Source organism: Rhizobium phaseoli (assembly GCF_010668805.1).
Taxonomy (GTDB): domain Bacteria; phylum Pseudomonadota; class Alphaproteobacteria; order Rhizobiales; family Rhizobiaceae; genus Rhizobium; species Rhizobium phaseoli_A.
In genome coordinates, this window is the sequence record NZ_WUFT01000013.1 from 112,963 (window position 1) to 138,990 (window position 26,028).

General features: G+C 61.8%; 24 protein-coding genes. 12 read left to right on the plus strand and 12 right to left on the minus strand.

The genetic code is table 11. The features are described 5' to 3' along the window. Positions 1-20: 20 nt before the first annotated feature. The 4 genes from GR197_RS20760 to GR197_RS20775 are packed head-to-tail and all read left to right on the plus strand — an operon-like array spanning position 21 to position 4,163. Positions 21-920: an ABC transporter permease gene (locus tag GR197_RS20760; protein WP_164012923.1), complete on the plus strand. Its 900-nt coding sequence runs from the start codon at positions 21-23 to the stop codon at positions 918-920. Then, positions 896-1,645, plus strand: a complete 750-nt coding sequence (locus GR197_RS20765) for an ABC transporter ATP-binding protein (RefSeq protein WP_164012925.1) — start codon at positions 896-898, stop codon at positions 1,643-1,645. The genes GR197_RS20760 and GR197_RS20765 overlap by 25 nt, the downstream gene beginning before the upstream one ends. A 21-nt stretch (positions 1,646-1,666) precedes the next feature. After that, the gene (locus GR197_RS20770) at positions 1,667-3,034 is read left to right on the plus strand and encodes an LLM class flavin-dependent oxidoreductase (protein ID WP_164012927.1); all 1,368 of its coding nucleotides are present in this window, start codon (positions 1,667-1,669) and stop codon (positions 3,032-3,034) included. A 58-nt stretch (positions 3,035-3,092) separates the two neighbouring features. Beyond that, on the plus strand, positions 3,093-4,163 hold the full coding sequence (locus tag GR197_RS20775) for an LLM class flavin-dependent oxidoreductase (RefSeq protein ID WP_164012929.1): 1,071 nt from the start codon (positions 3,093-3,095) through the stop codon (positions 4,161-4,163). 4 nt (positions 4,164-4,167) lie between these two features. Here GR197_RS20775 and GR197_RS20780 read toward each other — a convergent pair whose 3' ends face one another. Further along, positions 4,168-5,844 carry a diguanylate cyclase gene (locus GR197_RS20780; protein WP_164012931.1) on the minus strand — a complete coding sequence of 559 codons (1,677 nt, stop codon included), beginning with the start codon at positions 5,842-5,844 and terminating at the stop codon, positions 4,168-4,170. A 503-nt stretch (positions 5,845-6,347) separates the two neighbouring features. Here GR197_RS20780 and GR197_RS20785 point away from each other — a divergent pair. Beyond that, positions 6,348-8,333 (plus strand): HAMP domain-containing methyl-accepting chemotaxis protein, encoded by a 1,986-nt coding sequence (locus GR197_RS20785; RefSeq protein WP_164012933.1) that lies wholly within the window; start codon positions 6,348-6,350, stop codon positions 8,331-8,333. Between the two features lie 80 nt (positions 8,334-8,413). Here GR197_RS20785 and mctP read toward each other — a convergent pair whose 3' ends face one another. From mctP to GR197_RS20810, 5 genes are all read right to left on the minus strand, one after another. Continuing rightward, the gene (gene mctP / locus GR197_RS20790; RefSeq protein WP_164012936.1) at positions 8,414-9,889 is read right to left on the minus strand and encodes a sodium:solute symporter family monocarboxylate transporter; all 1,476 of its coding nucleotides are present in this window, start codon (positions 9,887-9,889) and stop codon (positions 8,414-8,416) included. After that, positions 9,879-10,076 (minus strand): DUF3311 domain-containing protein, encoded by a 198-nt coding sequence (locus GR197_RS20795; RefSeq protein ID WP_164012938.1) that lies wholly within the window; start codon positions 10,074-10,076, stop codon positions 9,879-9,881. Before GR197_RS20795 ends, mctP begins: the two co-directional genes overlap by 11 nt. A gap of 247 nt (positions 10,077-10,323) precedes the next feature. Continuing rightward, positions 10,324-10,995: a response regulator transcription factor gene (locus GR197_RS20800; RefSeq protein WP_164012940.1), complete on the minus strand. Its 672-nt coding sequence runs from the start codon at positions 10,993-10,995 to the stop codon at positions 10,324-10,326. Then, positions 10,992-12,377: a sensor histidine kinase MctS gene (gene mctS, locus GR197_RS20805; protein WP_164012942.1), complete on the minus strand. Its 1,386-nt coding sequence runs from the start codon at positions 12,375-12,377 to the stop codon at positions 10,992-10,994. The genes GR197_RS20800 and mctS overlap by 4 nt, the downstream gene beginning before the upstream one ends. 81 nt (positions 12,378-12,458) lie before the next feature. Next, positions 12,459-12,923, minus strand: coding sequence for an Lrp/AsnC family transcriptional regulator (locus GR197_RS20810; protein WP_164013069.1), 465 nt, complete (start codon positions 12,921-12,923; stop codon positions 12,459-12,461). A 162-nt stretch (positions 12,924-13,085) separates the two neighbouring features. Here GR197_RS20810 and GR197_RS20815 point away from each other — a divergent pair, with 162 nt between their 5' ends. The 5 genes from GR197_RS20815 (at position 13,086) to GR197_RS20835 (ending at position 17,155) form a co-directional block, all read left to right on the plus strand. Continuing rightward, complete coding sequence (locus tag GR197_RS20815; RefSeq protein WP_164012944.1) at positions 13,086-13,865, plus strand: ABC transporter ATP-binding protein; 780 nt, start codon at positions 13,086-13,088, stop codon at positions 13,863-13,865. Positions 13,866-13,912: 47 nt separating this feature from the next. After that, positions 13,913-14,686, plus strand: a complete 774-nt coding sequence (locus GR197_RS20820) for a transporter substrate-binding domain-containing protein (protein WP_164012947.1) — start codon at positions 13,913-13,915, stop codon at positions 14,684-14,686. A 12-nt stretch (positions 14,687-14,698) separates the two neighbouring features. Next, positions 14,699-15,424: an ABC transporter permease gene (locus GR197_RS20825; RefSeq protein ID WP_164012949.1), complete on the plus strand. Its 726-nt coding sequence runs from the start codon at positions 14,699-14,701 to the stop codon at positions 15,422-15,424. A gap of 12 nt (positions 15,425-15,436) precedes the next feature. After that, complete coding sequence (locus tag GR197_RS20830) at positions 15,437-16,126, plus strand: ABC transporter permease (protein WP_164012951.1); 690 nt, start codon at positions 15,437-15,439, stop codon at positions 16,124-16,126. 120 nt (positions 16,127-16,246) lie between these two features. Then, the gene (locus GR197_RS20835) at positions 16,247-17,155 is read left to right on the plus strand and encodes a homocysteine S-methyltransferase family protein (protein ID WP_164012953.1); all 909 of its coding nucleotides are present in this window, start codon (positions 16,247-16,249) and stop codon (positions 17,153-17,155) included. Between the two features lie 17 nt (positions 17,156-17,172). Here the strand turns inward: GR197_RS20835 and GR197_RS20840 are convergent, their stop codons facing one another. Further along, positions 17,173-17,604: a MarR family winged helix-turn-helix transcriptional regulator gene (locus GR197_RS20840; protein ID WP_164012955.1), complete on the minus strand. Its 432-nt coding sequence runs from the start codon at positions 17,602-17,604 to the stop codon at positions 17,173-17,175. A gap of 198 nt (positions 17,605-17,802) precedes the next feature. Between GR197_RS20840 and GR197_RS20845 the strand changes: the two genes are divergently transcribed. Then, positions 17,803-19,614: a chloride channel protein gene (locus GR197_RS20845; RefSeq protein WP_164012957.1), complete on the plus strand. Its 1,812-nt coding sequence runs from the start codon at positions 17,803-17,805 to the stop codon at positions 19,612-19,614. 31 nt (positions 19,615-19,645) lie between these two features. Here the strand turns inward: GR197_RS20845 and GR197_RS20850 are convergent, their stop codons facing one another. From GR197_RS20850 to GR197_RS20870, 5 genes are all read right to left on the minus strand, one after another. Beyond that, positions 19,646-20,416, minus strand: a complete 771-nt coding sequence (locus GR197_RS20850; protein WP_164012959.1) for an ABC transporter ATP-binding protein — start codon at positions 20,414-20,416, stop codon at positions 19,646-19,648. A gap of 9 nt (positions 20,417-20,425) precedes the next feature. Further along, positions 20,426-21,409 (minus strand): ABC transporter substrate-binding protein, encoded by a 984-nt coding sequence (locus tag GR197_RS20855; RefSeq protein WP_164012961.1) that lies wholly within the window; start codon positions 21,407-21,409, stop codon positions 20,426-20,428. A 52-nt stretch (positions 21,410-21,461) separates the two neighbouring features. Continuing rightward, positions 21,462-22,304, minus strand: coding sequence for an ABC transporter permease (locus GR197_RS20860; protein WP_164012963.1), 843 nt, complete (start codon positions 22,302-22,304; stop codon positions 21,462-21,464). Positions 22,305-22,315: 11 nt separating this feature from the next. Next, positions 22,316-23,668, minus strand: coding sequence for an LLM class flavin-dependent oxidoreductase (locus tag GR197_RS20865; RefSeq protein WP_164012965.1), 1,353 nt, complete (start codon positions 23,666-23,668; stop codon positions 22,316-22,318). A gap of 280 nt (positions 23,669-23,948) precedes the next feature. Then, on the minus strand, positions 23,949-24,734 hold the full coding sequence (locus GR197_RS20870; RefSeq protein ID WP_164012967.1) for an IclR family transcriptional regulator: 786 nt from the start codon (positions 24,732-24,734) through the stop codon (positions 23,949-23,951). A 220-nt stretch (positions 24,735-24,954) separates the two neighbouring features. Here GR197_RS20870 and GR197_RS20875 point away from each other — a divergent pair, with 220 nt between their 5' ends. After that, positions 24,955-26,025 (plus strand): ABC transporter substrate-binding protein, encoded by a 1,071-nt coding sequence (locus GR197_RS20875; RefSeq protein WP_164012969.1) that lies wholly within the window; start codon positions 24,955-24,957, stop codon positions 26,023-26,025. Positions 26,026-26,028 lie beyond the last annotated feature (3 nt).

Consider the following 26,028-nt stretch of genomic DNA (forward strand, 5'->3'; position numbering starts at 1 on the left):
TCGTAGAGGAGATCTGAAACATGGCAACCATTTGGGATGCGGGCGAGGCGAAACTATCGCCGCGACCCGGCAGCAGAATTGCGCATTCAGGTTCACGCCCGGCCAAAATGGCTGACCCTATCAGTTCTGCCGGCTCTCATGCCCGGCGCAGGCTAGGTCCCGGACCGGCGATACCTCTCGGGCTGCAGATCGGACCGGCATTGCTGGTCTTGGCCTGGGTCGCCGGCTCGGCGCTCGGATGGATCGACCCGCGCATACTGTCGGCGCCGTGGACGGTCGTCGAGGCTTTCGCACGGCTGATAGAGCAGGGGCGGCTGCAGGACAATTTCCTGACGTCGGCGACGCGCGCTTTGGCCGGCCTTAGCATCGGCTTGCTGATCGGCACGATCCTGGCTCTTATCGCCGGTCTTTCCCGGATCGGCGAAGCCCTGATCGACGGCCCGGTCCAAATCAAGCGCGCGATACCGACGCTTGCCTTGATCCCCTTGCTGATCCTGTGGTTTGGGATCGGCGAGAACATGAAGGTCACGACCATCGTGCTTGCCGTCATCGTGCCGGTTTACATCCACACGCACAATGCGCTGCGCAGCATCGACAGTCGCTATGTCGAACTGGCCGAGACACTGCGCATGAGCCAGAAGGACTTCATCCTTCAGGTGGTGCTGCCGGGCGCTTTACCCGGTTTCCTTCTGGGGCTGCGGTTCGCCGTCACCCTCTGCTGGGTTTCCCTTGTCGTCGTCGAGCAGATCAACGCCACCAGCGGGCTCGGCTACATGATCGATCTCGCCCGCAATTACGGGCAGACCGACGTCATCCTTGTCGGCCTCGTGGTCTATGTGCTGCTGGGTCTCGTCTCGGACGGTCTCGTCCGCCTCATCGAACGGAGGGCTCTCTCATGGCGCAGCACCCTGGCAAACTGAAGCCCGAAGCCAACGCCGTCCACGTCCGAAACCTCGTTCGTCGGTTTGCGGCAAAGACGATCCTCGACGGCGTCGATCTCGATATCGCGGAGGGCGAATTCGTTGCGCTGCTCGGCCGCAGCGGCTCCGGCAAAAGCACATTCCTGAGAGCGCTTGCCGGTCTCGATTACAGTGTCGAGGGGACCGGCACGCTTGAGACGCCGGAAAGCCTTTCCGTGGTTTTCCAGGATGCCCGCCTGCTGCCATGGCGCAGCGTCATCCAGAACGTCACGCTCGGCCTGCATGGGCCTTCCGGCCGGGAGGCCGGCAGGAAGGCTTTGGCGGAAGTGGGACTTGAAGGACGGGAAACGGCGTGGCCGAACCAGCTTTCGGGCGGCGAGCAGCAGAGGGTGGCCCTTGCCCGCTCCCTGGTGCGCGAACCGGCCCTGCTTCTCGCCGATGAACCCTTCGGTGCGCTCGATGCGTTGACCCGGCTGAAGATGCACGACCTTCTGCGGGAATTGTGCGCACGGCACCGTCCTGCCGTGCTGCTCGTCACCCACGACGTCGACGAGGCGATTTCGCTGGCCGACCGGATCCTGGTCCTCGACGAAGGGCGCCTCATCGAAGATCTCAGGATCGACCTGCCGACACCGCGCAATCACGGCGATCCACGTTTTGCAGAGTTCCGAAGCCATCTTCTCGGCCGGCTCGGGGTCGACGTCCCGGGCCGCAAGGCAGCCTGATATCAGCGGAGAAACAAGCCAATGACCATATCGAAAAGACAAATGCGGCTCGGCGCGTTCATCATGGCGACCGGCCATCACATCGCCGCCTGGCGCCATCCGGATGCGCAGGCCGACGCCGGCCTCAACATCGATCACTACCGGGAGCTGGCGAAGACCGCCGAGCGTGGAAAATTCGATCTCGTCTTCGTCGCCGACAGTCCCGCAGGATGGGAGCGTGCCAAGGATCCGGAAGCGTTTCGCCGCATTGCCCAGGGCGCGCATTTCGAGCCGCTCACCCTTTGGGCCGCCCTCTCCCAGGCGACCGAACATATCGGTTTCGTCGCCACCGCATCGACCACCTACGAGGACCCCTATCTTCTCGCCCGAAGATTTGCGTCGCTGGATTATATCTCCAAAGGTCGCGCGGCATGGAACGTCGTCACGACAGGCGCCGACGTCTCAAAGAACTTCTCGATAGCAGGCCATCCCGCCCATGCCGATCGTTATGAGCGGGCCGAGGAATTCGTCGACCTGGTGAAGGGATTGTGGGATTCCTATGAGGACGATGCCTTTATCCGCGACAAGGAAAGCGGGATCTATCTCGATCCCGACAAGGTGCATCTCGTCGACCACAAGGGCAAGTTCTTCTCGGTGGCGGGTCCGCTCAATGTCGGCCGTCCGGTCCAGGGTTATCCCGTCATCGTGCAGGCCGGTGCATCCGAACCGGGGCGCGAGCTTGCCGCCCGTACGGCCGAGATGATCTTTACTGCCAATCAGACCTTCGAGGACGCGCAGGAATTCTATTCCGATGTCAAAGGGCGGCTCGCCCGCTATGGCCGCCGGCCGGTCGACCTTCTGATCAGCCCCGGCATATTCCCGGTTCTCGGCGGGACGGAGGCGGAAGCGCAGGCGAATTACGACCATATCCAATCGCTGGTTCATCCCGCCATCGCCTGGAATATCCTTGCCCGCCACTATAAGGGCGTCGACCTTTCCGGTTATTCGCTCGATGATCCCGCCCCGCCCCTGCCTGAGAATACCGAACTCAACAAAAGCCGCCTCAAGCTGGTTTCCGATCTGGTGTCGCGCAACAATCTGACGCTGCGGCAATTCTATCTGGCGGTCGCCACCGCCCGCGGCCATCGCACCGTGGTCGGAACACCCGAGCAGATCGCCGATGCGATGCAGAACTGGTTCGAGAATGGTGCTGCCGACGCCTTCAACATCATGCCGCCGGTCCTGCCCACCGCGCTCACTGACTTCGTCGATCAGGTCGTGCCGATCCTGCGCAAACGCGGCCTGTTCCGACACGAATACGAAGGCACGACGCTGCGGGAGAATCTCGGCCTCCAGCGCCCGCCGAACGGTTTTGCGCTTCAGGCGCAGGCGGCACAGGCAGCCGTATGATCTTCCTGGAGGCCCTCTGGCTGGCCTCCTTCTTCCAATCGCGCAGAACCGGCATCGCATGAGCAATCATTCCGAATTTCTCTGGTATATTCCCAACGACGTCAAAGCCGGTCATCGCGGCGATTCCGCCGTCGAAAACCATAACAGCCTCGATACGCTGACCAGCCATGCAAGGGCGCTGGAGGAGCATGGCTGGAAGGGCGCGCTGATCGGCACCGGTTGGGGTCGTCCCGACACCTTCACCGTCGCGGCCTCGCTTGCCGCCCGGACCACCACCTTCGAGCCGCTGATTGCGATCCGCCCGGGTTATTGGCGTCCGGCAAACTTCGCTTCCGCGGCGGCGACGCTTGACCAGCTCACGCGCGGGCGGGTGCGGATCAACATCGTCTCGGGAAAGGACAACCTGGCCGCCTATGGCGACATCGAGGGCGATCAGGCGCATCGGTATGGCCGCACCAAGGAGTTCATGCGGCTGGTCCGCAGGCTATGGACCGAAGAAAACGTCACCGCCGCCGGCGAGCACTTCCGGGTCGTCGACTCCACGATCGCGCCACGTATCGAGGTTTGCGGTGACCGCCGGCACCCCAAATTCTATTTTGGCGGCGCCTCGGAAGCGGCCGAGCGAGTGGCCGCCACCGAGGCCGATGTCCAGCTTTTCTGGGGCGAGCCGCTCGACGGTGTCAGGGAACGGATCGGTCGCCTCAAGTCGCTGAGCCGGGACCTGGACCGCGACCTCCCGCCGCTGGAATTCGGGCTGCGGATAACGACGCTGGTCCGCGATACCACCGAACAGGCTTGGGCCGACGCCGAGGCGAAGGTGGCGGAGATGGCCAGAAGTAAGGGCGTCGGTTGGCACGATCACCAACGTACCCTTGCCGTCGGCCAGCAACGGCTGCTCGCTCTTTACGAGCGCGGTGACGTCCTCGACGATAACCTCTACACTGCTCCCGGCCGGTTCGGCGGCGGCGGGGCCGGCACCACCTGGCTGGTCGGCTCGGCGGCGGATGTCGCCCGTTCGCTGCGCAAATACCAGGATCTTGGGATCACGCATTTCGTGCTGTCCGACACGCCCTATCTCTCAGAGATCAAGCGGCAGGGGGATCAGCTTCTGCCGCTGCTGCGTGACTGAAGCGTCAGGTCGCCGCGGCTACGCATCGGTTGCGGCCGGAATTCTTGGCGACGTAGAGGTTTGCGTCCGCCACGTGCAGCGCCGCCTCCAGGCTGTCGGCGAGGGACCAGTCCGCCAGGCCGATGGAGCAGGTGACGTCAAGCTTCGGGGCCACCAGCGACCATTCATGGTCCTGCACCAGCAGCCGTAGCCGCTCGGCATCGCCAAAGGTTTCCGCGGCTGTCGTGCCGGCAAGCAGAAGCAGGAATTCTTCGCCGCCCATGCGGATTGCCAGGCTGCCTTCCGGTCCGGTGTCGCCCAGCAACCCGGCAAGCCGGCGCAGGACGATATCGCCGATGGAATGGGAAAATATGTCGTTGATGCGTTTGAAATGGTCGATGTCGACCAGCATCAGGGTCGCATGGGTCACTCCGGCTTCGACCCACTCCCCGCATCTGAGCTGCAATTCACGGCGATTGCCGAGGCCGGTCAGCGGATCGGTGCGTGATGCCAGCACCGCCGCGCGCTGTTCGGCGGCAAGCCGCAGATTTTCCTCCAGCAGGCGCTCGCGCTCCAGACGGGCGCTGTCTTCCTTGCGGCGCATGGTCTTCAGATCGAGCGCCAGCTTCATCGTATAGGCGCGCGCCGAGGCAAGCCGCCGATAATCCTCGACCACCAGCTCGTGATAGATCTTGTGATGGTCGAAGGCCGCCCGCCAGTCGCCGGCCATTTCCGCAATCCGGAAGCGCATGTCGAAATGGCGCAGCTTCATGCGCGGCACAGCCAGAACCTGCTCCATCGCCTCGACGCCGGCAAGCAGCGACTGCGCTTCATCGAAAGCGCCCCGCCCTGCCAGAAGATAAGCGTACCAGTAGGACGTTTCCGCCTCCAGCACTTCGTCCTGCGCGACCCGAGCGGCGGCAATGGCGGCGACATAGCGGCCCGCCGCGACGGCGTCTTCGCCGCTTGCCCAGGCCAGAAGCCCTAGATAACAATGACATTCGGCAATCTCATAGCTCAGCTTCTCTGCCTGAGCCTCAGCCAGGATCGATTGCAGCTGCGCTTGCGTGCGCGCAAGCAGGGATTCGTCGATCTCCTTCCGTGCCAGCCGATGTTCGCCGAGCGCGCGCGCCGCCATGCGGCTCGCAATCGAGCGGGCGATCAGCACAGAGTCCTTGGCCAGGCCGCTCGCCTCCGCATAATTGAGGCTTTCAGCCGCTGCCTCGGCGGCGCGATCGAAGTCGTTTGAATCGAACAGCGCCACCGCATAGGCAGTACGCGCCCGCCAGTTGGCTAGCGGATCCCGGCAGGACTTGGTGCGTTTCTGGCAATCGGTCAGCAGGGTGAAGCCGGTTTCCAGATCGCCGAGCGCCACGAGAATGCCGCCATGGACCGATTGCAGGGAAATGATCGCAGCCTGATCCTGGCAATATCGGAGCCAGGTTTCGGCGCGCAGGCAGATCTTCAGGCCCTCAGGCAGCGTCTCCTTGTTGAAATGGATGAGCGCCAGTCGATGTGAAACACGCAAAGCTCCGGTGACATCACCCGCTTCGAGTGCTGCCTCATAGGCAGCCTCCGCCACCTCGAGCGCTTCGCCGGTGCGGCATTCCCAGTCTAGGCGCACGGCGCAATCGAGCAGTGCCTGCCAGCTCGCTGCCAGGTTCTGATCGTGCCTTAACTCGGAAGATGCCGGTCGTGCCACCTCTGCCCCATTCTTTCCGCAACACATAGTCTTCGAGAACTTCTAACAATTCTCAAACAGTTGCGCTTAACGGCGAATTTCATCGGTGACCGTCACTGCCGGCAAGTGGATTCAAACCGCCCGGTTGCAACAGCAGATACGCGTTACTTCAAACCAACAACTTGGCGTATTCTTTTCCGCACGGACATTGGGCCGTTTAAGACGAAATATGCGACCACATAGTCAAAAAGCGCAGCAATATGACGCTTAGGCGGATTCGTTTACACTCTCTAAAATATCTACCCCTATTTTTAAGGATATCGGAGCGACGTTCTGAGGATCGTCACCTACGCCATGATGGCCGGCCAGGTATACCGAAATTTCGCATGAAATCGACGTTGTTACGCTGACGCTCGCCCCGCTTTAGGCGCGACGCGCGCAGTGGTGCACGGCGGACGCATTCGGACACAGATCCTGGTCTGAGACACCTTTGACAAACCTTGCCAACACGATGGAGCGTGGCAATGAATACTCTTAAAAGTTTCGGGATCGCAATGCGTCTCGCCCTTGGTTTCAGCTTCCTGATTGTGCTGATGGCCGGCCTGAGCATCTACTCGACGGTACAGGTCGCTGAGATCAACAGCAACCTTGGAACGATCAACGACGTCAACAGCGTCAAGCAGCGGTTTGCCATCAACTATCGCGGCAGCGTGCACGATCGGGCGATTGCAATTCGCGACGTCACGCTGGTGACCTCTGCCGATGAGCGCAAGGCGGCCGAGGCATTGATCGAAAAGCTGGCCGCCACCTACGCCGAGAATGAAAAGCGCATGGCGGATATGGTTGCATCTCCGGCAGGTGCGACGGATCAGGAAAAGACCATTCTGGGCGAGATCGCCGACATACAGGCGAAAACCAATCCTTTGGTCGCTCAGATTATTGCGCTCCAGGAAAAGGGTGATGGCGATGCGGCTCGCAAGATCCTGCTCGAACAGGCAAGGCCGGCCTTCGTTTCCTGGTTGGGCGCCATCAATAAATTCATCGATTATCAGGAAGCACTGAACAAATCGATTGGCGGCGAGGTTCGCAGCACGGCAAGCGGCTTCAAGCCGATCGTGCTGACGGCGTTGGGTATCGCGGCTCTTCTTTCGATCATTGCGGCTGCGATTACCGCGCGCACGATCGTCGGTCCGCTGGGAAGACTGCAGCTTTCGCTGAAAGCGATGGCGGAGGGCAATCTCGACGGCGATCGTCGCCTCGAAGCGCGAGGTGATGAGATCGGCAAGCTTGCGCGCGCCGTGGCCGGCTTGCGCGACGCCATTTCGACAAAAGCTGAACGGGAAGCTGACACGGAAGCCAAGCGGGCTGTCGCAGAACGGCATCGGCTCGAGCAGGATGCAGACGAACGCCGCACTCTTGCCGAGCAGACCGACAGGGCTGTCGGCCAGCTTGGCGATGCATTGCAGGCGCTGGCAAACGGCGACCTCACGCAGCAGATCGACACGCCGTTCATCCCCTCGCTGGAAAAGCTCAGAGCCGACTTCAATACCGCGGTCGAAAAGCTCCGCGCTGCCATGCAGAAGGTTGCCCAGAACGCGAGTGCTATCGCCGCCGGCGCACAGGAGATCCGATCTTCCTCGGACGATCTCGCCAAGCGGACCGAACAGCAGGCCGCATCCGTTGAAGAAACCGCCGCCGCGCTGGAGGAAATCACCACCACGGTCGCCGACTCGAGCAACAAGGCCCAGGAAGCAGGGCAGCTCGTTCGAAAGACGAAGGACAGCGCGGAGCGTTCGGGCAGTGTCGTCCGGGGTGCGGTCGACGCCATGGGCAAGATCGAATCCTCCGCCACCGAAATCGGCAGCATCATCGGTGTCATCGATGAAATCGCCTTCCAGACCAACCTGCTTGCGCTGAATGCCGGTGTCGAAGCCGCCCGCGCCGGTGAAGCAGGCAAGGGCTTTGCTGTCGTTGCCCAGGAGGTGCGCGAATTGGCGCAGCGTTCCGCCAAGGCTGCGAAGGAAATCAAGGAACTGATCAACGCTTCGAACGGCCACGTGAAAAACGGCGTCGCCTTGGTCGGCGAGACCGGAAAAGCCTTGGAAGAGATCGTCGCACAGGTGCAGCAGGTCGACGGCAATGTCGGCGCTATTGTCGGCGCTTCGCAAGAGCAGGCAACGGGGCTGAAGGAGATCAACACCGCTGTCAACAGGATGGATCAGGGCACGCAGCAGAACGCCGCCATGGTGGAAGAAGCGACAGCCGCCGCCCATAATCTCGCCAAGGAAGCCGACGCGCTGTTCCAGCTCTTAGGCCAGTTCAGCATCGGGGGCGCGGTGGCATCGAAGCGCGCATCGCAGCCCGCTGCCGCGGCACAACATGCTCAACCGGTGTCCTCGCCGGCGCGCCAGATGATTGCCAAGGTAGGCAGGTCGTTTCAGCGAAGCGCGGGCCAGGGAAATGCGGCCCAGGGGAACGCAGCATTGGCCGGCGATTGGGAAGAGTTTTAAATCGCACTGATTTCTCGCCAGCTTCTGCTGGAAAGCAAATTGCAAAGGGCGGCGTTTGCCGCCCTTTGCTTTGATTGGTGTCACGCCCGGGCCGGAACCTTGGCCGGAAGCAGGGCATTGAGCACGACTGCGACCGCGATGTTTGCCGCAAGCGCCAGCAGTCCCGTGTAGACGGTGAAGGGCTCGCCGCCGAGGCTGATCATATGCAGCGGTTTCCAACCGGCATCCCAGACCAGGAAGGTGCCGCCGCAGAAGCCGACGAACCAGCCGGCCAGCAGAGCGGGTGCACGGAACCAGTTGGTATAAAGGCCGAAGACCAGGGCTGGAAGCGTCTGCAGGATCCAGATGCCGCCGAGCAGCTGCAGGTCGAGTGCGAACTGCGTCGGCAGGAAGATGATGACGAGCAGCGCACCGACCTTCACCACCAGCGAGGTGATCTTTGCGACCTTCGCCTCCCCGGCATCGCTGACTTTCGGATCGACATAGGCTTTCCAGAAGTTGCGGGTGAAGAGATTGGCTGCACCAATGCTCATCACCGCCGCCGGCACCAGCGCGCCGATGGCGATCGCCGCAAAGGCGAAGCCGGAGAACCAGCCCGAAAACAGCGTCTTGAACAGGGTCGGAACGACATCATTGGCACTGTCGAGCTTCAGATTGGCGGCATGGCCCATATAGCCGAGCAGCGCCAGAAGACCGAGCAGCAGCGTATAGGCAGGCAGCATGATCGCGTTCTTGCGGATCGTCTTGCCGCTGTTGGAGGCAAAAATGCCCGTCAGCGTATGCGGATACATGAAGGCCGCAAGCGCCGAACCGAGCGCCAGCGTAGCATAGGCGACATATTGATTGCCGCCGAGCAGCAGGCTGCCGGAGCCTTTGGCCTGGAAGGCGGCATCGGCCGAGGCGAAGACATTGGCGTATCCGCCGAGCTTCGACGGGATCAGTGCGACGGCTGCGATCACCACGATATAGATCATGATGTCCTTGACGAAGGCGATCAGGGCCGGCGCGCGCAGGCCCGCCGAATAGGTATAGAGGGCCAGTACGATGAAGGCGATAGCGAGAGGCAATTCGCCATGCAGCCCGAGCGCCTTCAGGACCGCCGTCATGCCGACGAGCTGGAGGGCGATGTAGGGCATGGTGGCGATGACGCCCGTTGCCGCGACGGCGAGTTCGAGGCCGCGCGATCCGTATTGGCCGTGGACGACGTCGGCGGCCGTTACATAGCCGAACTCCTTGGCACGTTTCCACAGAACCGGCATGACCATGAAGACGAAGGGATAGACGACGATGGTGTAGGGCAGCGCGAAGAAGCCGTAGGCGCCGACCGTATAGACCAGCGCCGGGACGGCGATCACGGTGTAGGCGGTATAGAAATCGCCGCCGACGAGGAACCAGGTGATCCAGGTGCCGAAGTTGCGGCCGCCGAGGCCCCATTCATCGATATGGGCGAGCGTCTCGGGCTTGCGCCAGCGGCTGGCGACGAAGCCCATGACCGTGACGAGGACGAAGAAGAAGATGAAAACGGCAAGCGCCTGGCCGTTGATATCAGTCGTCATGACGGGTGCTCCGATAAGCGATCCAGGTCAGCGTCGCGGTGATCGGCACCCAGAGAAGCTGATACCAGTAGAAGAACGGAAAGCCGAAAAGGGACGGCTCGCGGACATTGTAAAATGCCGGCCAGAGCAGGCCTATATACGGAATGATCAGCAGCCAGAGCGCTGCCTTGCTACGTGGTTTTTCCATGTCGGAATACCTTTCAGGCGCCGCGGGCGGCGGTCGCCATGTTCCAGTTGTCGGCGTGGAAGGCAGGTCTGTCAGCCGGCGGCGGCAGCAGACCCTGTTCGGGTCGCTCGAGCTTTTCCGGACGTTCGGAAGCTGATGTAACGCATGTAAATTCCTCCCAGCGGCTTGCACTTGGCCAGCCGCGAATGGAGTCCTAGGGCGTCGGATTTATCCTCACAAGATGGGCGAGGAGCTGAACTACCGGGCTCTACCCAGAAGTGGGTAGGCGCGGATCCACGCCGACTTTCGAGACGATGCCGTGGTCGAGCGCATAGCGGATGAGACCTGCTGTCGTTGCGATGCCGAGCTTTTTCTTGAGGTTCTTGCGATGGGTTTCGGCCGTCGCGGCGCTTATTCCCAGCACTTCCGCGATCTCGCGGTTGCTCCTGCCTGCAACGATCAGCCCGAGCGTGTCGCGCTCACGCGGCGTCAAGGGATCGCTCCCCTCCTCCGCGCGTTCGCCCATCAGCGCATCGAAGACGCCGGAGGAGAAATAGGTGCCGCCGCCGGCGACGGTTTCGATGGCCGCGACGATCTCGTCCGTCGAAACGTCCTTGAGGACGTAGCCGGCGGCGCCATGCATGACGGAGGAGGAAATATATTCGCGGCTGTCATGCATCGACAGCATCACGACGCGGGTTTGCGGAAGTTCGTTCCTGAATAATTCGATCGCATCGATGCCGCTGAGCTTCGGCATGTTGATATCCATCAGCACCACCTGCGGCTGGACCTGCCGGGCGATGTCGAGCCCGGTTTGAGCCAAGCCGGCGGTGCCGGCGACTTCGATATGGTCGAATGTTTCGAGCACGGCTTTCAGCCCGTCCAGCACCAGTGGATGGTTGTCGATCAAGAGCACCTTGATTTTCGGGCGTGCCGTCATGCGGCTTCCGCCTGCTTGCCGGCGGCAAGATTGGCCGATCTCGGCATCATGGCCGTCAGCGTCGTGCCGGTCTCGCTGCTGTTGATCAGCAGCAGACCGCGGAAATGCGCCATCCGCTCCTGCATGTTGCGCAGGCCGAGTCCGGCTCTGCCTGAGGCGCCGTCCTTGCTGCCGTCGAAGCCGGTGCCGTTGTCGGAGATAGTCATGCGGGCGCGGCCGCCGTCGCTCCAGAGCTTGACGGTCAGCCGGGAGGCGCCAGCGTGGCGCTCGACATTGTTGAAAGCCTCCTGCGCGACGCGATAAAGTGCGGTGTTGGCTTCGGCTTTCAGCCTGTCGGTGAAGCCTGAGGCGTCGATTTTCGTATCGATCCCGGTCCGCTCGGCGAAATTGTAGCAGAGCGCCTCAAGCGCCGCCTTCAACCCGAGGTCATCAAGCACGCGCGGCCGCAGATCATGCGAGAGCCGCCGGATCTCCTTGATGGCGCCGTTCAACGCCTCGACGCCGCGGTCGATGGTCAGCGCCGCATCGTCGACATTGGTCCTGACCTTGCGGCCGGCGAGATCCATCGCATAACGGACGCCGACGAGATTTTGGGAAATGCCGTCATGCAGCTCGCGGGCCAGCCGCGCACGCTCCTCTTCCTGGGTGTCGATGACCCGCTGCGTCAGGGCCTTGAGCCGGCTATCGGCCATGCGGCGCTCATGGAAGGTCAGAAGCATGCAGGTGGTGAACACGACGAGCACCGACGGTACGGCGATCAGCGCGACGATGACGAAGGTCCGCCTTATGTTGGCGCGCGTTACCTTGTTGGCGGCGGCACTCTGGGCAAACACGTCATCCAGATAGACGCCGGTGCCGACGACCCAGTGCCATTTGTCGAGGCTGACGACGAAGGAAAGTTTGTCTGCGATCTGCCCGGTCGATGGTTTCTGCCATTTGTACTGATGCAGGCCGCCCCCCGCTCGCGCCGTGGCGATCAGTTCCGCAATCACCTTGTCGCCATCCGGATCGGTGAGATCGAGCCAATTGTGCCCATGCCGGAAGCTCTGGCGCGGGTGGACGATATTGTTGCCGTCATAGTCGTAAACGAAGAAATATCCGTCCTTGCCGTAGTCGAGCGAGGTCAGGATCTCAGCAACCTGCTGCTTGGCGGCCTCGTCGTCGGCCCCGGCCTTGTCGTAGATCGTCTGGATGGCCGACAGCGCAAGGTTGGTCAGATTGAGGATCTCGGCTTCCTTGGTCTTCAGCATGTTCTGCTCGAACGTGTCGATGCTGTTCTTGGCGAGGTTTGCCGATTGCCAGGTGATGAAGGTGGTGATCGCAAGGATCGAGATGACGAGCGGGACGATCGCCAATGCGATGATCTGGTGTCGTAACGTCAAGGACCGTTCCTCCCGGGATTTGCGGCCGGAATTATGCCCTTTGTCCTATATTAGTCCAGTCGCGGTGAGAACGGATGATCGCTATTCCAAGGGCACGAACAGGCCGAGCTTGACGTCGCGCAGCACGACATTGGTGTGCATGCGGCGGATCTGCGCGTTTTCCGCCATGATCAGAGCCGCGATGTCGTCATAGTGCTCGACGTCGCGGGCGGTGATGATCGCGATCAGATCGACCGCGCCGGTGACGTAGTAGACCTGCTGGATATGATCCTGCTTCTCCGCCCAAAGGCGGAACTTCGCCAGTGCGTCGTAATTGTCCCGCTCGATCTCCATCCCGACGATGAACACCATCGATGTTCCCGTCGCCTTACGATCGACGACGGCGACCTCCGCCTTGATGATCCCCTCCTCGCGCAACCGCTTCAACCGTCGCTGCACGGCCGAGACCGACAACCCGATCCGTTCGGCAATCGTTTCGGCCTTCAGCTGGCAGTCACGCTGAACGATGTCGAGAATGTCACGGTCAAAACGATCCAGCTGTTCCATCATTCAGTCCAATTCCAGTTGCGGCACTTCATACGTTCTGCCGTATTCGATGCGCGGGGAAGATTATTTTGCACATAATATGCAAAAGAGGTGATAATTGCGCGAAAAAACCGCGTTATTTTATCATTATCCTTCGCAAATTCAGTTCAGCCGGACCACTGCATGTCGGATCAACCCTTTCCTGCTCTTCGCGTCGAAGATCTCCATAAAAGCTTCGGCTCGCAACAGGTCCTCAAGGGTATCTCGACGGAGGCCCACAAGTCGGATGTGATTTCGATCATCGGCTCGTCCGGCTCCGGCAAGAGCACGTTCCTCCGATGCATCAATTTCCTGGAAACGCCGGATCGCGGCCGTATTGCGGTGAACGGCGAAGAAGTCGCGCTGAAAGCCGGTCGCGGTGGGCGGCTGCAGCCGCAGAGCTGGCGACAGATCGAGCGGTTGCGGACAGGGCTCGGCATGGTCTTTCAGAGTTTCAATCTCTGGGCCCACCGCACCGTGCTGGAAAACGTCATCGAGGCGCCGGTGCACGTCATGGGCATGTCCAAGCGCGAGGCGATCGAAAAGGCCGAAGCCCTGCTCCACAAGGTCGGGCTCTTTGACAAGCGCGACGCCTATCCCGCCTTCCTGTCCGGCGGCCAGCAGCAACGCGCGGCGATTGCGAGGGCGCTCTGCGTCGATCCCGCCGTCATGCTGTTCGACGAGCCGACATCGGCGCTCGACCCGGAGCTGGTCGGCGAGGTCCTGAAAGTCATCCGCGATCTTGCGGAAGAAGGCCGGACCATGCTGATCGTCACGCATGAAATGCGCTTTGCCCGGGATGTTTCGAGCCGAGTTCTCTTCCTGCATCAGGGACGGATCGAGGAAGAAGGTCCGCCGGAACAAGTTTTCGGGGCGCCGGTCAGCGCCCGCTGTCGGGAATTCACCCGTCTCAGCGCCCATTGATCACACCAGCCATCATCGACACCACACGAACCAGGAGAATCCCGCGAATGAAACTGCTCCCCACGCTTTTCGCCGGCGCAGCACTTGTGCTTTCCGCCGTCACGGCCCAGGCCGAAGTCCGCTTCGGTGTCATGAACGAATCCTATCCGCCCTTCTTTGCCAAGGATGCCTCGGGTGAGTGGCACGGATGGGAAATCGATCTGATGAACGCCGTCTGCGACGAGATGAAGGAGAAATGCTCCATCGTCGAGATTTCCTGGGATGGTCTCATTCCAGCTCTCCAGAGCAAGAAGTTCGATGTGATCTGGTCGTCGATGTCGAACACCGCCGAACGCTCGAAGGTGATCGATTTCACCGACAAATATTACAATACGCCGAGCACTCTGATCGGCCCCAAGGACCAGAAGCCGGGCGCCACTGCCGAGGACGTGAAGGGCAAGACGATTGGCATCCAGGTGTCGACGATCCAGTCGGAATATTACAAGAAGTATTTTGCAGGCGCTGCCGAGGAAAAGACCTACCAGACGCTTGACGAGGCTTTCCAGGATCTCGCCTCCGGCCGCATCGACTACGTCTTCGGTGATTCACTGGCGCTGGACGCTTTCCTGAAAAGCGACGGCGGCAAGGATTGTTGCGCCAAAATGGGCAATGTCGCCGACGACAAGGAGATTCTCGGAGCCGGCGTTTCGGGCGGGTTGCGCAAGGAAGATACAGAGCTGAAAGCCAAGCTGAATGCGGCTATCGCTGCCGTTCGCGCCAACGGTCAGTATGACGCCATCAACAAGAAATACTTCGATTTCGATATCTACGGCGCGAAGTAAGCAGTCTCAGCGATGGCGACCGCGCAACAAGGCATTCTGGACCTGCTGTCTCCCTATCCTCCGGGATGGGGCGGCGTTCTTTTGACAGGTGCAGTCTCCACGGTCGCCATCTCCGCCTGCGCCTTCGCAATCGGCCTGTTGCTCGGCACTGGCGGCGCGCTTGGAAAGCTGTCCGGCAGTCGCGCCCTCCGCCTGCTGCTCGATCTCTATACGACAGTGATCCGCGCGGTTCCCGAGCTGATCCTGATCGTTGGGCTCTATTATGCCGGCACCGACGGTCTCAATCGGCTACTGGCGGCATTGGACCTGCCGCCGATCAACGTGAACGGCTTCGTCGCCGCTGTCGCCGTGCTCGGCTTCGTGCAGGGCGCCTATATGACGGAGGTTCTGCGCGGCGCGATCCTTGCCATTCCTGCCGGCCAGATCGAGGCCGCCAAGGCCTTCGGCATGGGACCGATGCTGCGCTTCCGCCGCGTCCTGCTGCCGGCGCTTTTGCCGAACGCGCTGCCGGGGCTTGCCAATCTGTGGATGTCCGTCACCAAGGACAGCGCGCTGGTGGCGGTCGTCGGCTACCAGGAACTGGCGCTCGCCACCCGCCTCGCCGGGGCAAGCACCAAACATTACTTCGTGTTTTTCCTGGCTTCGGCCCTCCTCTACCTCGCCATCACGCTCGTTTCCAACGTCGCCTTCAAACTGATCGAGGCGCGGGTGCGGCGGGGACAGCCGCGCCTTGCCTGAAGAAAGCGTCGCATGAATTTCAGCTGGATCTCTTCCTATTGGCCGCTGCTTCTGACCGGCGCCTGGCAGACCGTTTCGCTGCTGGTGATCTCCGTGGTGTTCGGTTTTGCCATCGCCATCGGTCTCGCCTTTGCGCAGGTCAGCGGCGGCAGGCTGACGCGGCTGCTCGCTCGCGGCTACTGCACTTTCTTCCGCGGCACGCCGCTGCTGATCCAGCTGTGGCTTCTCTATTACGGCGTCGGCTCGCTGCTGCCGATGATCCCCGGCATTCGCCAGAGCCTGTTCTGGCCAATCCTGCGTGAGGGCTTCTTCTTCGCCGCCGTCAGTTTCACGCTGAACTATGCGGCCTATGAGGCGGAAGTATTGCGCGGCGCGCTGCTTGCCGTGCCCAAAGGCGAGCTCGAAGCCGGCCGGGCCTTCGGCCTGTCGCCCTTGAAGCTCGTCCGCCGCATCTGGCTGCCGCGCGCGATCCGCATCGCCCTGCCGACGATTGCCGGAGAGATCGTCATGCAGCTGAAGGCGACGCCGCTTGCCTTCACGGTGACGGTGATGGATCTCTACGCCGTGGCCAACAAGGTTCGCCAGGACACGCTGCTTGTCTATGAGCCGCTGCTTGTCGTCACCGTCTTCTATCTCGTTTTAACCGCAGTGATCGCCCGCGTCTTTCGAGGTCTCGAAGCGCAGGTGCCGGTTCGTCGCTAGGCCGACGAAAAAGGAACCGGCCATGAGCTCCCTCGCGCATCAATCAATTGCAATCCGCCCACCTTGTTATGAAAAGCCCGCCGTCGGTGACGGGGCGACAGCCTGAATGGAGACCTCTTCATGAGCACGACACGAATTCTCGATGGCGGCATGAGCCGCGAGCTGCTGCGGCTCGGCGCCGAACTGAAACAGCCGGAATGGTCGGCCCTGGCGCTGATCAATTCGCCGGATATCGTCCGTGAGGTCCACAAGGAATTCATCGCCGCCGGCTCGCAGGTCATTACCACGAACAGCTATGCACTGGTGCCCTTCCATATCGGTGAGGACCGGTTCCAGAAGGAGGGGGCGGCGCTGATCCGTCTCGCCGGTCGTTTGGCACGCGAGGCGGCCGATGCCGCCACCGATCGCAAGGTGCTGGTGGCCGGTTCGCTGCCGCCGATCTTCGGCTCCTATGAGCCGCAGAATTTTCAGCCTTCACGGGTGCAGGATTATCTCAAGATGCTGGTCGAAAACCTCGCGCCCTTCGTCGATGTATGGCTCGGCGAGACGTTGAGCCTGATCGCCGAGGGCGAGGCCGTGCGTCAGGCGGTCGCGGCATCAGGTAAGCCGTTCTGGATTTCTTTCACCTTGGCGGATGATGAGGCGGATATCGAGAGCGGCGAGCCGAAGCTTCGCTCCGGCGAAAGCGTCGAGGACGCGGCATCCTGGGCGGTTTCCTCAGGTGCGGAGGCCTTCCTGTTCAATTGCAGCAAGCCTGAGGTCATGCGAGGCGCTGTGGAGACGGCGGCGCGCGTGTTCCGCAAGGCGGACGCTCGGATCGAGATCGGCGTCTATGCCAACGCCTTCGAAGGCGAACAGGGCGCATCCGCCGCCAATGAAGGCCTGCACGAGACCCGCGACGATCTGAACGACGACGCCTATTCGCGTTTTGCCTGCTCCTGGGCCGAAGCCGGTGCGACGATCATCGGCGGCTGCTGCGGCATCGGTGCGGCCCATATTCATCGCCTCGGCAAGACGCTTTTAAGATAGGCTAGACGCCGATCGGCTCATCCGGCTTGGGTGGTCTTCTGCAGTTCGAGCAGAAGCTCGATCAGCTTCGGCGCCATCACCCTGATTTCCGAGAGATGGACGGCGCTCAGCCTCGTCAGAAGCGCGTCCGCCTTCTCGGTCAGGAGGAGCGTCTGGCGGCGCCTGTCGGCCGGATCGGTATGGCGTTCAACTAGCCCGGCATCCGAAAGCCGTCCGACGAGCTCGGTCGCCGTGTGGGGCGCGATGATCAGCCGCTCGGCCAGCATGCCGATCGTCATGGCATCGCCGCGTTGGCCTTTGATCGCCAGCAGCGCCTGATGCTGCTGTACGGGCAGTCCTTCCGACTGGGCGGCAGAGGCGCTGAAGTCCGTGAACTGGCGAAGCGCGAATCTGAGGTCGGCGAGCGCCTCATAATCCTCCTGTCTCAGCGGCGGCGGGGTTTTCTTCAAAGGCATTCTCCTCTGCCGCAACGGCTGCCAGGGTCGCGAGCCATTCTGCCATCTCGAATAGATGGGCACCCGACAGCCGGTCAAGTGAGGCATCTATACAGACATTTTCATCCTCATGCTTTCACCCATTGATTTATATCGCATCACGATATATTGACGCGCCTCAAGCATACCCATTTCCGCGTAGCAGAGGCTTCCATGGCGCAGCATCAACCAAGCAACCGGCCGCACGATTTCACCGGCGGTCTTTCCCGGCGCGAGGCCGGGGATTTCACAACCGACAGGCGGGTCCTCCTGCTGATCGGAATGTCTATCATTATCGGCACAGCCGGCGCGTTTGCGGCCTGGTGTCTCGTCAGCCTGATTGCGCTGGTGACCAATGTCATCTGGTTCGGGCAGATCGGCATTCAACCTAACTCTCTGGCTGCCGTGCCGCGCTCGCTGTGGGTGGTGCTGGTGCCGCCGCTCGGCGGGCTGATCATCGGCCTGATGGCCCGCTTCGGGTCGGAAAAAATCCGCGGCCACGGCATTCCCGAGGCGATCGAGGCGATCCTGATCGGCGGCAGCCGGATGTCGCCGAAGGTCGCGGTCCTGAAGCCGCTGTCATCGGCAATATCGATCGGAACGGGGGGGCCATTCGGCGCCGAAGGGCCGATCATCATGACCGGCGGGGCGATCGGATCGCTTTTCGCGCAATTCTTTCACATGAGCGCGGCCGAGCGGAAGACGCTTCTCGTCGCGGGTGCCGCCGCCGGCATGACGGCGATCTTCGGCTCGCCGATCGCCGCGGTCATGCTGGCGGTCGAACTGCTGTTGTTCGAATGGAAGCCGCGCAGCTTCATTCCCGTCGCCGTTGCCGCCTGCGTGTCGATCTGCTGGCGTCCGCTGCTGTTCGGCACCGGCCCGCTTTTTCCGACGCATTTTCAGGTGGATTTGCCCTGGTGGGGAATTTTTGCCTGTGCGGCGATGGGCATCATATCGGGACTGCAATCAGGATTGCTGACGACGCTGCTCTACCGGATCGAAGACCTGTTCGAGGCATTGCCGATCCACTGGATGTGGTGGCCGATGCTCGGCGGCCTCGTCATCGGCCTCGGCGGCCTGATCGAGCCGCGGGCAATGGGCGTCGGCTACGACATCATCGACGGCCTGCTCAACAATCGGCTGCTCGCGCCGGCGGTGATATCGATCCTGCTGGTAAAGACCGTCATCTGGCTGTTTGCCTTGTCGTCCGGCACTTCAGGCGGCGTGCTTGCGCCGCTTCTGATTTTCGGCGGCGCTCTCGGCTGGCTGGTCGGCCTTGTCATGCCGGGCAATGATCCCGGATTCTGGGCGCTGCTCGGAATGGCGGCGATGATGGGTGGAACCATGCGCGCGCCGCTGACGGGCACCTTCTTTGCGATGGAGATCACCGGCGACATCAGCACGCTCGTTCCGCTGCTCGCCGCAACGGTGGTGGCCTATGCCGTCACGGTTCTTCTCTTGCGCCGCTCGATCCTTACCGAAAAGATTGCGCGCCGGGGGCAGCACATCACCCGCGAATATGGCATCGATCCGTTCGAACTCTCCCGTGCACGGGAGATCATGATCAGCGATGTCGACACGCTTCCGGTCACTATGATGATCGGAGAGGCCTGCGATTTCTTCGCGTCCCAGGAGAAAACCCATCGGATCTACCCGGTGGTCGACGCGGCAGGCAGGCTAGCCGGCATCGTCTCGCGGGCCGATGCCCTGCTCTGGCAGGGGAAAGAGGAGCTGGCCCTCCAGACGCTTGGCGAAAACGTCGCAGACGGCTCCGTACCCGTCGGGCATCCGGATGATACCGTCGCCTTCATCGCCGATCTGATGCTGTCAACCGGTGACGGCCGCATTCCGATCGTCGATCCCGCTTCGGGCAAGCTCTGCGGCCTGATCGCCCGCAAGGATCTGCTGCGGCTGCGCAGTTCCTACCGGTCGGCGGAACTGGATCGGCGGCCTTATCTGACTGCCGGAGCGAAGAGCAGGCCTTGATGGTTTTTGCGAAGGCTGCCGACAGCAGCCTTCAATGCAGTCCGAACAGGTTCAGCAGCTCCTCGCGGTGGCGAACGAATTCCGGTGCGCTGCGGTCGCGCGGGCGCGGCAGATCAATGTCGATCAGGCGCGGTTCGCCGCCCTTCTCCCGTGGCAGGATGAGGATGCGGTCGGCCAGATAAATCGCCTCCTCGAGATCGTGGGTGACGAGAATGGTCGTCACATCCTCATCGCGCCAGATCCGGGCGAGTTCCTGCTGCATGCCGATCTTGGTCATCGCGTCGAGCGCGCCGAGCGGTTCGTCGAGCAGCAGGATCTCGGGCTGGACGGCCAGCGCCCGGGCGATCCCGACGCGCTGCGCCATGCCTCCCGAGAGCTGCCGGGGATAGGCCGCCTCGAACTGCTGCAGGCCGACAAGCTTGACATAGTGGCGCGCCCGCTCCCTCGCCTGCTGACGCGTGAGACCACTCGTTTCCAGCCCGAAGGCGACATTGTCGAGCACATCAAGCCACGGCAGCAGGCGGGGCTCCTGGAAGATGACGGCACGTTCTGCGCCGACGCCCCGCACCGTCTGGCCATCGACGAGAACCTCTCCGGCATCGGCATCCTCAAGGCCGGCCAGAACCCTGAGCAGGGTCGTCTTGCCCGAACCGCTGGCGCCGACAATGGCGAGGCTTTCGCCGGAGCGGATGTGGAGATTGATATCCTTGAGAACCTGCAGCGGCGTGCCGTTCAACTTGTAGGATTTGGAGAGGCGACGGATCGTCACCTCGCCGCGGCGAATGTTCTCAGCAATGCCCATCTCGGTTCCTCAGTTGCTTGCCGGCTTGGCATCAGCCGTGAAGAGGATGTCCTTGGCCGCCAACTGGCCTTGCTTCAGCTTTCCTTCGCGAACCAGGACGTCGATCCAGAACTGGATGTCGCGCTCGACCGGCAGACCGCCGGCGCGCACGCCATAGCCGCGGAAATACTGGGCGATGTCGGGATTCTCGCCGCGCTCGCCGAGTGCCTTGGCCAGGATTTTTTTGGTTTCCTCAGGATGTTCGCGGGCATAATCGAGGGCGCGGGCCGATTGCTCGACGAAAATCTTCGAAGCCTCAGGATGTTGCTGGATGAAATCGCGGCGCAGGACCACGAAGCCGCCGGCAATGTCGCCGAGCACATCGGTATCGTCGAAGACCGCGCGCAGGCCGCCATTTTTGAGCGCGGCACCCTCGAAGGTCGTCTGCCAATAACCGAAGGCGGCAATATCGACCTGTTTGGAGCGCAGCACCTGTTCGAGCTGCGGGCCGGGAACGACGATCTGATTGGCGGAGTCGGTCGGCAGGCCGGCAGAATGCAAGGCTTCACGGATGGTATAGTCGAGATGCGCACCGAGCGTATTGACCGCAATGCTCTTGCCGGCAATGTCCTTGATGCTCTTGATCGGGCTGTCTTCCAGCACGTAGAAGGTCGACTGCACCTCGTCATTGATGCCGTTCGACGGATAGGCGGCGACGAAGTCGTTGCCGCCGATGATCGAATTCAGCACGGCGGAGGTGGCCGCACTGCCGATCTCGACGTCACCGGATGCGAGAGCGATCAGAGAGGCCGGCCCGCCCTGGGCATAGCCGACATTTTCGAACGTGATGCCGGTACCCTTGAAATAGCCGAGTTCGTCGGCGAGCTCGTGGGCGGCAAGACCGCCTTGGCTGGCGAGGTAGCGCAGCTTTACCGTGTCGGCGGCTGCGGCTGGCGTGGCAAGGCCGAGCGCGATGACGGCCGGCAGGAGAAGGTTGCGGGGATAAAATGTCATGACGTGTCCCTTTCGGAAGAGGAAAATCGGGGGAAGCAGTTTAGCGGCTCGGCTAAGACCAGCGGCAGAGACGGCGCTGCAGGAGAACGAGCAAGGCATTGGCGGCAAGCCCGAGAAAGGCGAGCAGAAGGATCGCCGCAAACATCAACGGGATCTGGAAATTGTACTGGGCGTTCATCACCTGGAAGCCGATGCCCTTGTTGGCGCCGATCATCTCGGCGGCAATCAACAGGAGCAGCGCGGTCGTCGCCGAGAGACGCAGGCCGACGAAGATTGCAGGAACCGACGCCGGCAGAATGACGCGGCGGAAGATCGTCAGCGATCCGGCGCCATAGGTCCGCGCCATCTCGATAAGCTTCTGGTCCACCTCCTTGACACCGCCGATCGTGGCGAGCAGCACCGGAAACAGCGTCGCCCAGAAGATCACGAAGATCTTGGATGTTTCGCCGAGGCCGAGCAGCAGGATGAAAATCGGGTAGAGCGCCAGCGCCGAGGTCTGCCGGAAGAGCTGCAGGATCGGATCGAGCGCCTGCTCGACCGCACGCACCTGGCCCATGAACAGGCCAAGCGGAATGCCGATCACGACGGCAAAGGCGAAGGCGGTTCCAGCTCGCTGCAGGCTGATGGCAATGTCATCCAGCAGCGCGCCGTTGGCAAGATTGGTCCAAAGAGCAAACAGGATCACATTCAAGGGCGGGAAGATGGCCGGATTGATCCAGCCTTCGGTGCTCGATACCTGCCAGAGCGCGAGGAAGGCGAGGAGCAGGCCATAACGCGGCAAAAACGATGCGAGCACCCCGCGCACCTGGGAGCCGAGAACGGAGATCGTGCTTTTCTCGCTGCTTTTCAGGCGGCCGAAGCTTCTCGGGAGAGTCTGGTTGATTTCATAGGCCATGGTCCGCTCCCTCACTCTGCTGCCTGGAGAACTGCGCGTCCGGCAGCCCATCGGTTGGCGGGGAAAGGCAGGCCGAGGTTTTCCCGGAGCGTCTTGCCCTCATAGGCGGTGCGGAACAGTCCACGGCGCTGCAACTCCGGGATGACCAGATCGACGAAGTCGTCGAGCGCCGTCGGCAGCCAAGGCGGCAGAATATTGAAGCCGTCGGCCGCTTCATTCTCGAACCATTGCTGTAGCGTATCGGCGATCTTTTCAGGAGTTCCGACGATGGTGTAGTGGCCGCGGGCCGACGCGATCCACTGATAGAGCTGGCGGATGGTGAAGTTGTTTTCGTCGGCGATCTGGCGAATGAGGGCCTGGCGGCTCTTCATGCCCTCCGTCGGCGGTGCGGGCGGCAGCGGGCCGTCGAGATCATAACCGTGCAGGTCGAGCGTACCGCCGGTAAGGCCGTTGAGGAGGCCGATCCCATCCTCTTCGACAATCAGCGAGGTCAGGCGGTCGTACTTTTCGCGCGCTTCCGCTTCGGTCCTGCCGACGAAGGCGGAGACGCCGGGCATGACGAGGATGTGATCGGGGTTGCGGCCGAGGCCGCGGGCGCGTGCCTTGATATCGCGGTAGAATTCCTGGGCGGTTTCGATGTGCTGATGGGCGGTAAAGATGACTTCGGCCGTTGCCGCGGCAAGCCCGCGCCCGTCGTCGGACTGCCCGGCCTGCACGATAACCGGATGTCCCTGGGGCGAGCGCGAGATGTTGAGCGGACCGCGCACGCTGAAATGCTCGCCGCGGTGGTCGGTGCCGTGCAGCTTGGCCGGATCGAAGAACACGCCCGACTCCTTGTCGCGGATGAACGCGTCGTCCTCGAAGCTTTCCCAGAGTTTGCGGACAACGTCGACATGCTCGGCAGCACGGCGATATCGATCGGCATGTGGAAGCTGCGTATCGCGGTTGAAGTTCTGTGCCGTGAGGTCGCCTGTCGTGGTCACAACATTCCAGCCGGCGCGGCCCTCGGAGATCAGATCCAGCGAGGCGAATTTGCGAGCAGTCGTATAGGGCTCCTCATAGGTGGTCGAGGACGTCGCGATAAAGCCGAGATGGGTGGTGAAAGGCGCAAGCGCGGAAAACAATGTGACGGGTTCGAAACCGGCGACGCGGGCATTGCCGCCTTCGCGCGCTCCGCCAAAACCGACAGCCAGTCCGTCGGCCAGGAAATAAGCATCGAAAAGTCCACGCTCGGCTGTCAGAGCGAGTTGCTTGTGAAACTCGAAACTGGTGGCGCCATCGGCCGGTTGGTCCGGATGCCGCCAGGATGCAACATGCTGTCCGCCACCGGGAAGAAATGCCCCAAGCCTGATTTTGCGTGTCATTTCGCGTCCTCTCCGTTTGCCGCCCACAGCCCGGTCTTTTCCAGGGCCAAGGGATAGGTTGGCTGTCAGGACACTAACCTACGTTCTCCATAAATTTTATAGAGAAACTTAATTTCATAATTTCGGGAGAAGAGTGAATAGTTTTGCGGGATCGGCTTGAATCTGGAAATCGACGATCGGGGCGGCCAATAAGAGATATCTCTTGCGGCGGTCTTTTTGTTTTCCACGTCAGACAGGTCGGCAAGCGGCATCCTGCCTTAGCGTGACATGATTTGGGACGTCAGCCTCGTTTGGGCCGGGCCGGGGCATGTTCCAGGCCGGCGGCGGCCTTCTTCAGGCTGTCGAGGTAGCGGTCCCGGTTCGCGATGCCGTCGTCACGTGGGGTGACGAGGCAGAGCGTTGCGGCGGCGTGACCTTCCTCGCCGCGCACCGGCACGGCAAAACAATGGGTAAAGCTGTCGACGATGCTGTTGAAGGTGAAGAAGCCTTCACGCTCGGCCTGGCGCACCTCGGCGATGAAGGTCTGAGGTTCGAGCCATTCACCGCCCGGCAGACGGAAATCCTGCGACGGAATGAAGTTCAGGATGTCCTGATCCGACAGATGTGCGACGAGCAGGCGGCCCGACGCCGTCCACGGGATAGGCACCGATTGTCCGACATCCGTCGAAATGCGGAAGGGCCGAGCGCCTTCGCGCATGCGCACGACCGTGTATCTGTTCCCATCCAGCATGCAGAACTGTGCTGTCTCCCGCGTCTCGTCGGCAAGCTGTTCCAGCGTCGCCTCGCATTCACGGGTGAAATCGAAATGGTTCTCATAGGCGGCGCCGAGGAAATAGAGCTTGCGGCCGAGATAGACGCGCCCCTCGCCGCCGGTGAATTCGAGGATGCCGTTGCTGAGCAGCAGGTTGACCAGCTCGTACACCGATGAGCGCGGCGCACCGATCTGCGCGGCGATTTCGTTCGGCTTCAAGGCCTGCCGTTTTTGGCGCAGGAAATCGAGGATCTCGAAGGCGCGGTCGAGCCCTCGGGCGCGTTTGCCGGCGGCTTCATCCTGAACTGCATCCATCGCTATCGTCCTGTTCTTTTTGTCCGGCCAAGCTTTTCAAGCCGCTTGCCGTATCTGTCAATCGATCCCGTCATTCAACCGCGAATGAAATTTTCCGACCCCTCTTGCGGGGTAAAAAAATCGGCCTAAGATCGCCTCGTCCGGTATATAGATCACATGTACGATATATTGGACATAGATGGCAAGCCGTCAAGGTTGCCGCACAAAAAAGGGGATCGACATGAAGAATTTTGGAAACAGCATTTCCGCCTCGCTGCGCCGCCGCCTCCTCGCGGGCGCTGCCGCAGCAGCCACCCTCCTGGTCTTTTCCACCGGCACTGCCTCGGCCGCTGCCAATTGCATCAAGGGCGACAGGAAAGCGCCCTATACGATCGGTTGGGCGAACATCTACTCCGTGCCGACCTGGATGAAGCAGACTGAAGGCACCATCACCGCTGAAGTGGAGGAGCTGAAGAAGGCCGGCCTCGTCAAGGATCTGATGATCACCGACGCGCAGGGCAACGCCCAGACGCAGATCCAGCATATCCAGTCGATGATCGACGCCAATGTCGACGCCATCGTCGTCATCGCCGGCTCCTCCAATGCGCTCGACCGCGTCATATCGGATGCCTGCGACAAGGGCATCGCGATCGTCAATTTCGACAGCCTGGTCAACACCGACAAGGTGACGGCGAAGATCAATACCGATTCCAGCGAATGGGGCGCGACCGCTGCCAAGTGGATGGTCAGCCAGCTCGGCGGCAAGGGCAAGATCATCATCATGAACGGCCCGGCCGGCATCTCGGTCAGCGACGACCGCCGCAAGGGCGCCCAGCCGGTCCTCGATGCCAATCCGGGTCTTAAGGTGATCACCGAGACGAACACCGAATATAACGTCGCGCCGGCACAGGAAGCGATGACCAGCCTGCTGTTCGCCAATCCCGAAATCGACGGCGTGCTGTCGCTCGGCGGCGCGCTGTCGGCCGGCTCCGTCCTCGCCTTTGAGCGCCAGGGCCGCGACCAGGTGCCGACCACGGGTGAAAATGCAAGGCAGTTCCTGGAACTCTGGAAGGAGAAGGGCCTGAAAGGCTGGGCGACGATGCAGCCCAACTGGCTCGGCGCCCTTTCCGTCTACACCGCCGTGCAGGCGCTGCAAGGCAAGGACGTGCCGGCCTTCGTCAAGGTGCCGCTGCCTGTCATCGACGACAGCACGATCGGCAGCTACCTCGCACGGGCCGACAAGTTCCCGGCCGACGGCTATATCTACTCGGACTACGACAAGGCACTGTTCGACAAGCTGCTGGCCAAGTAATCC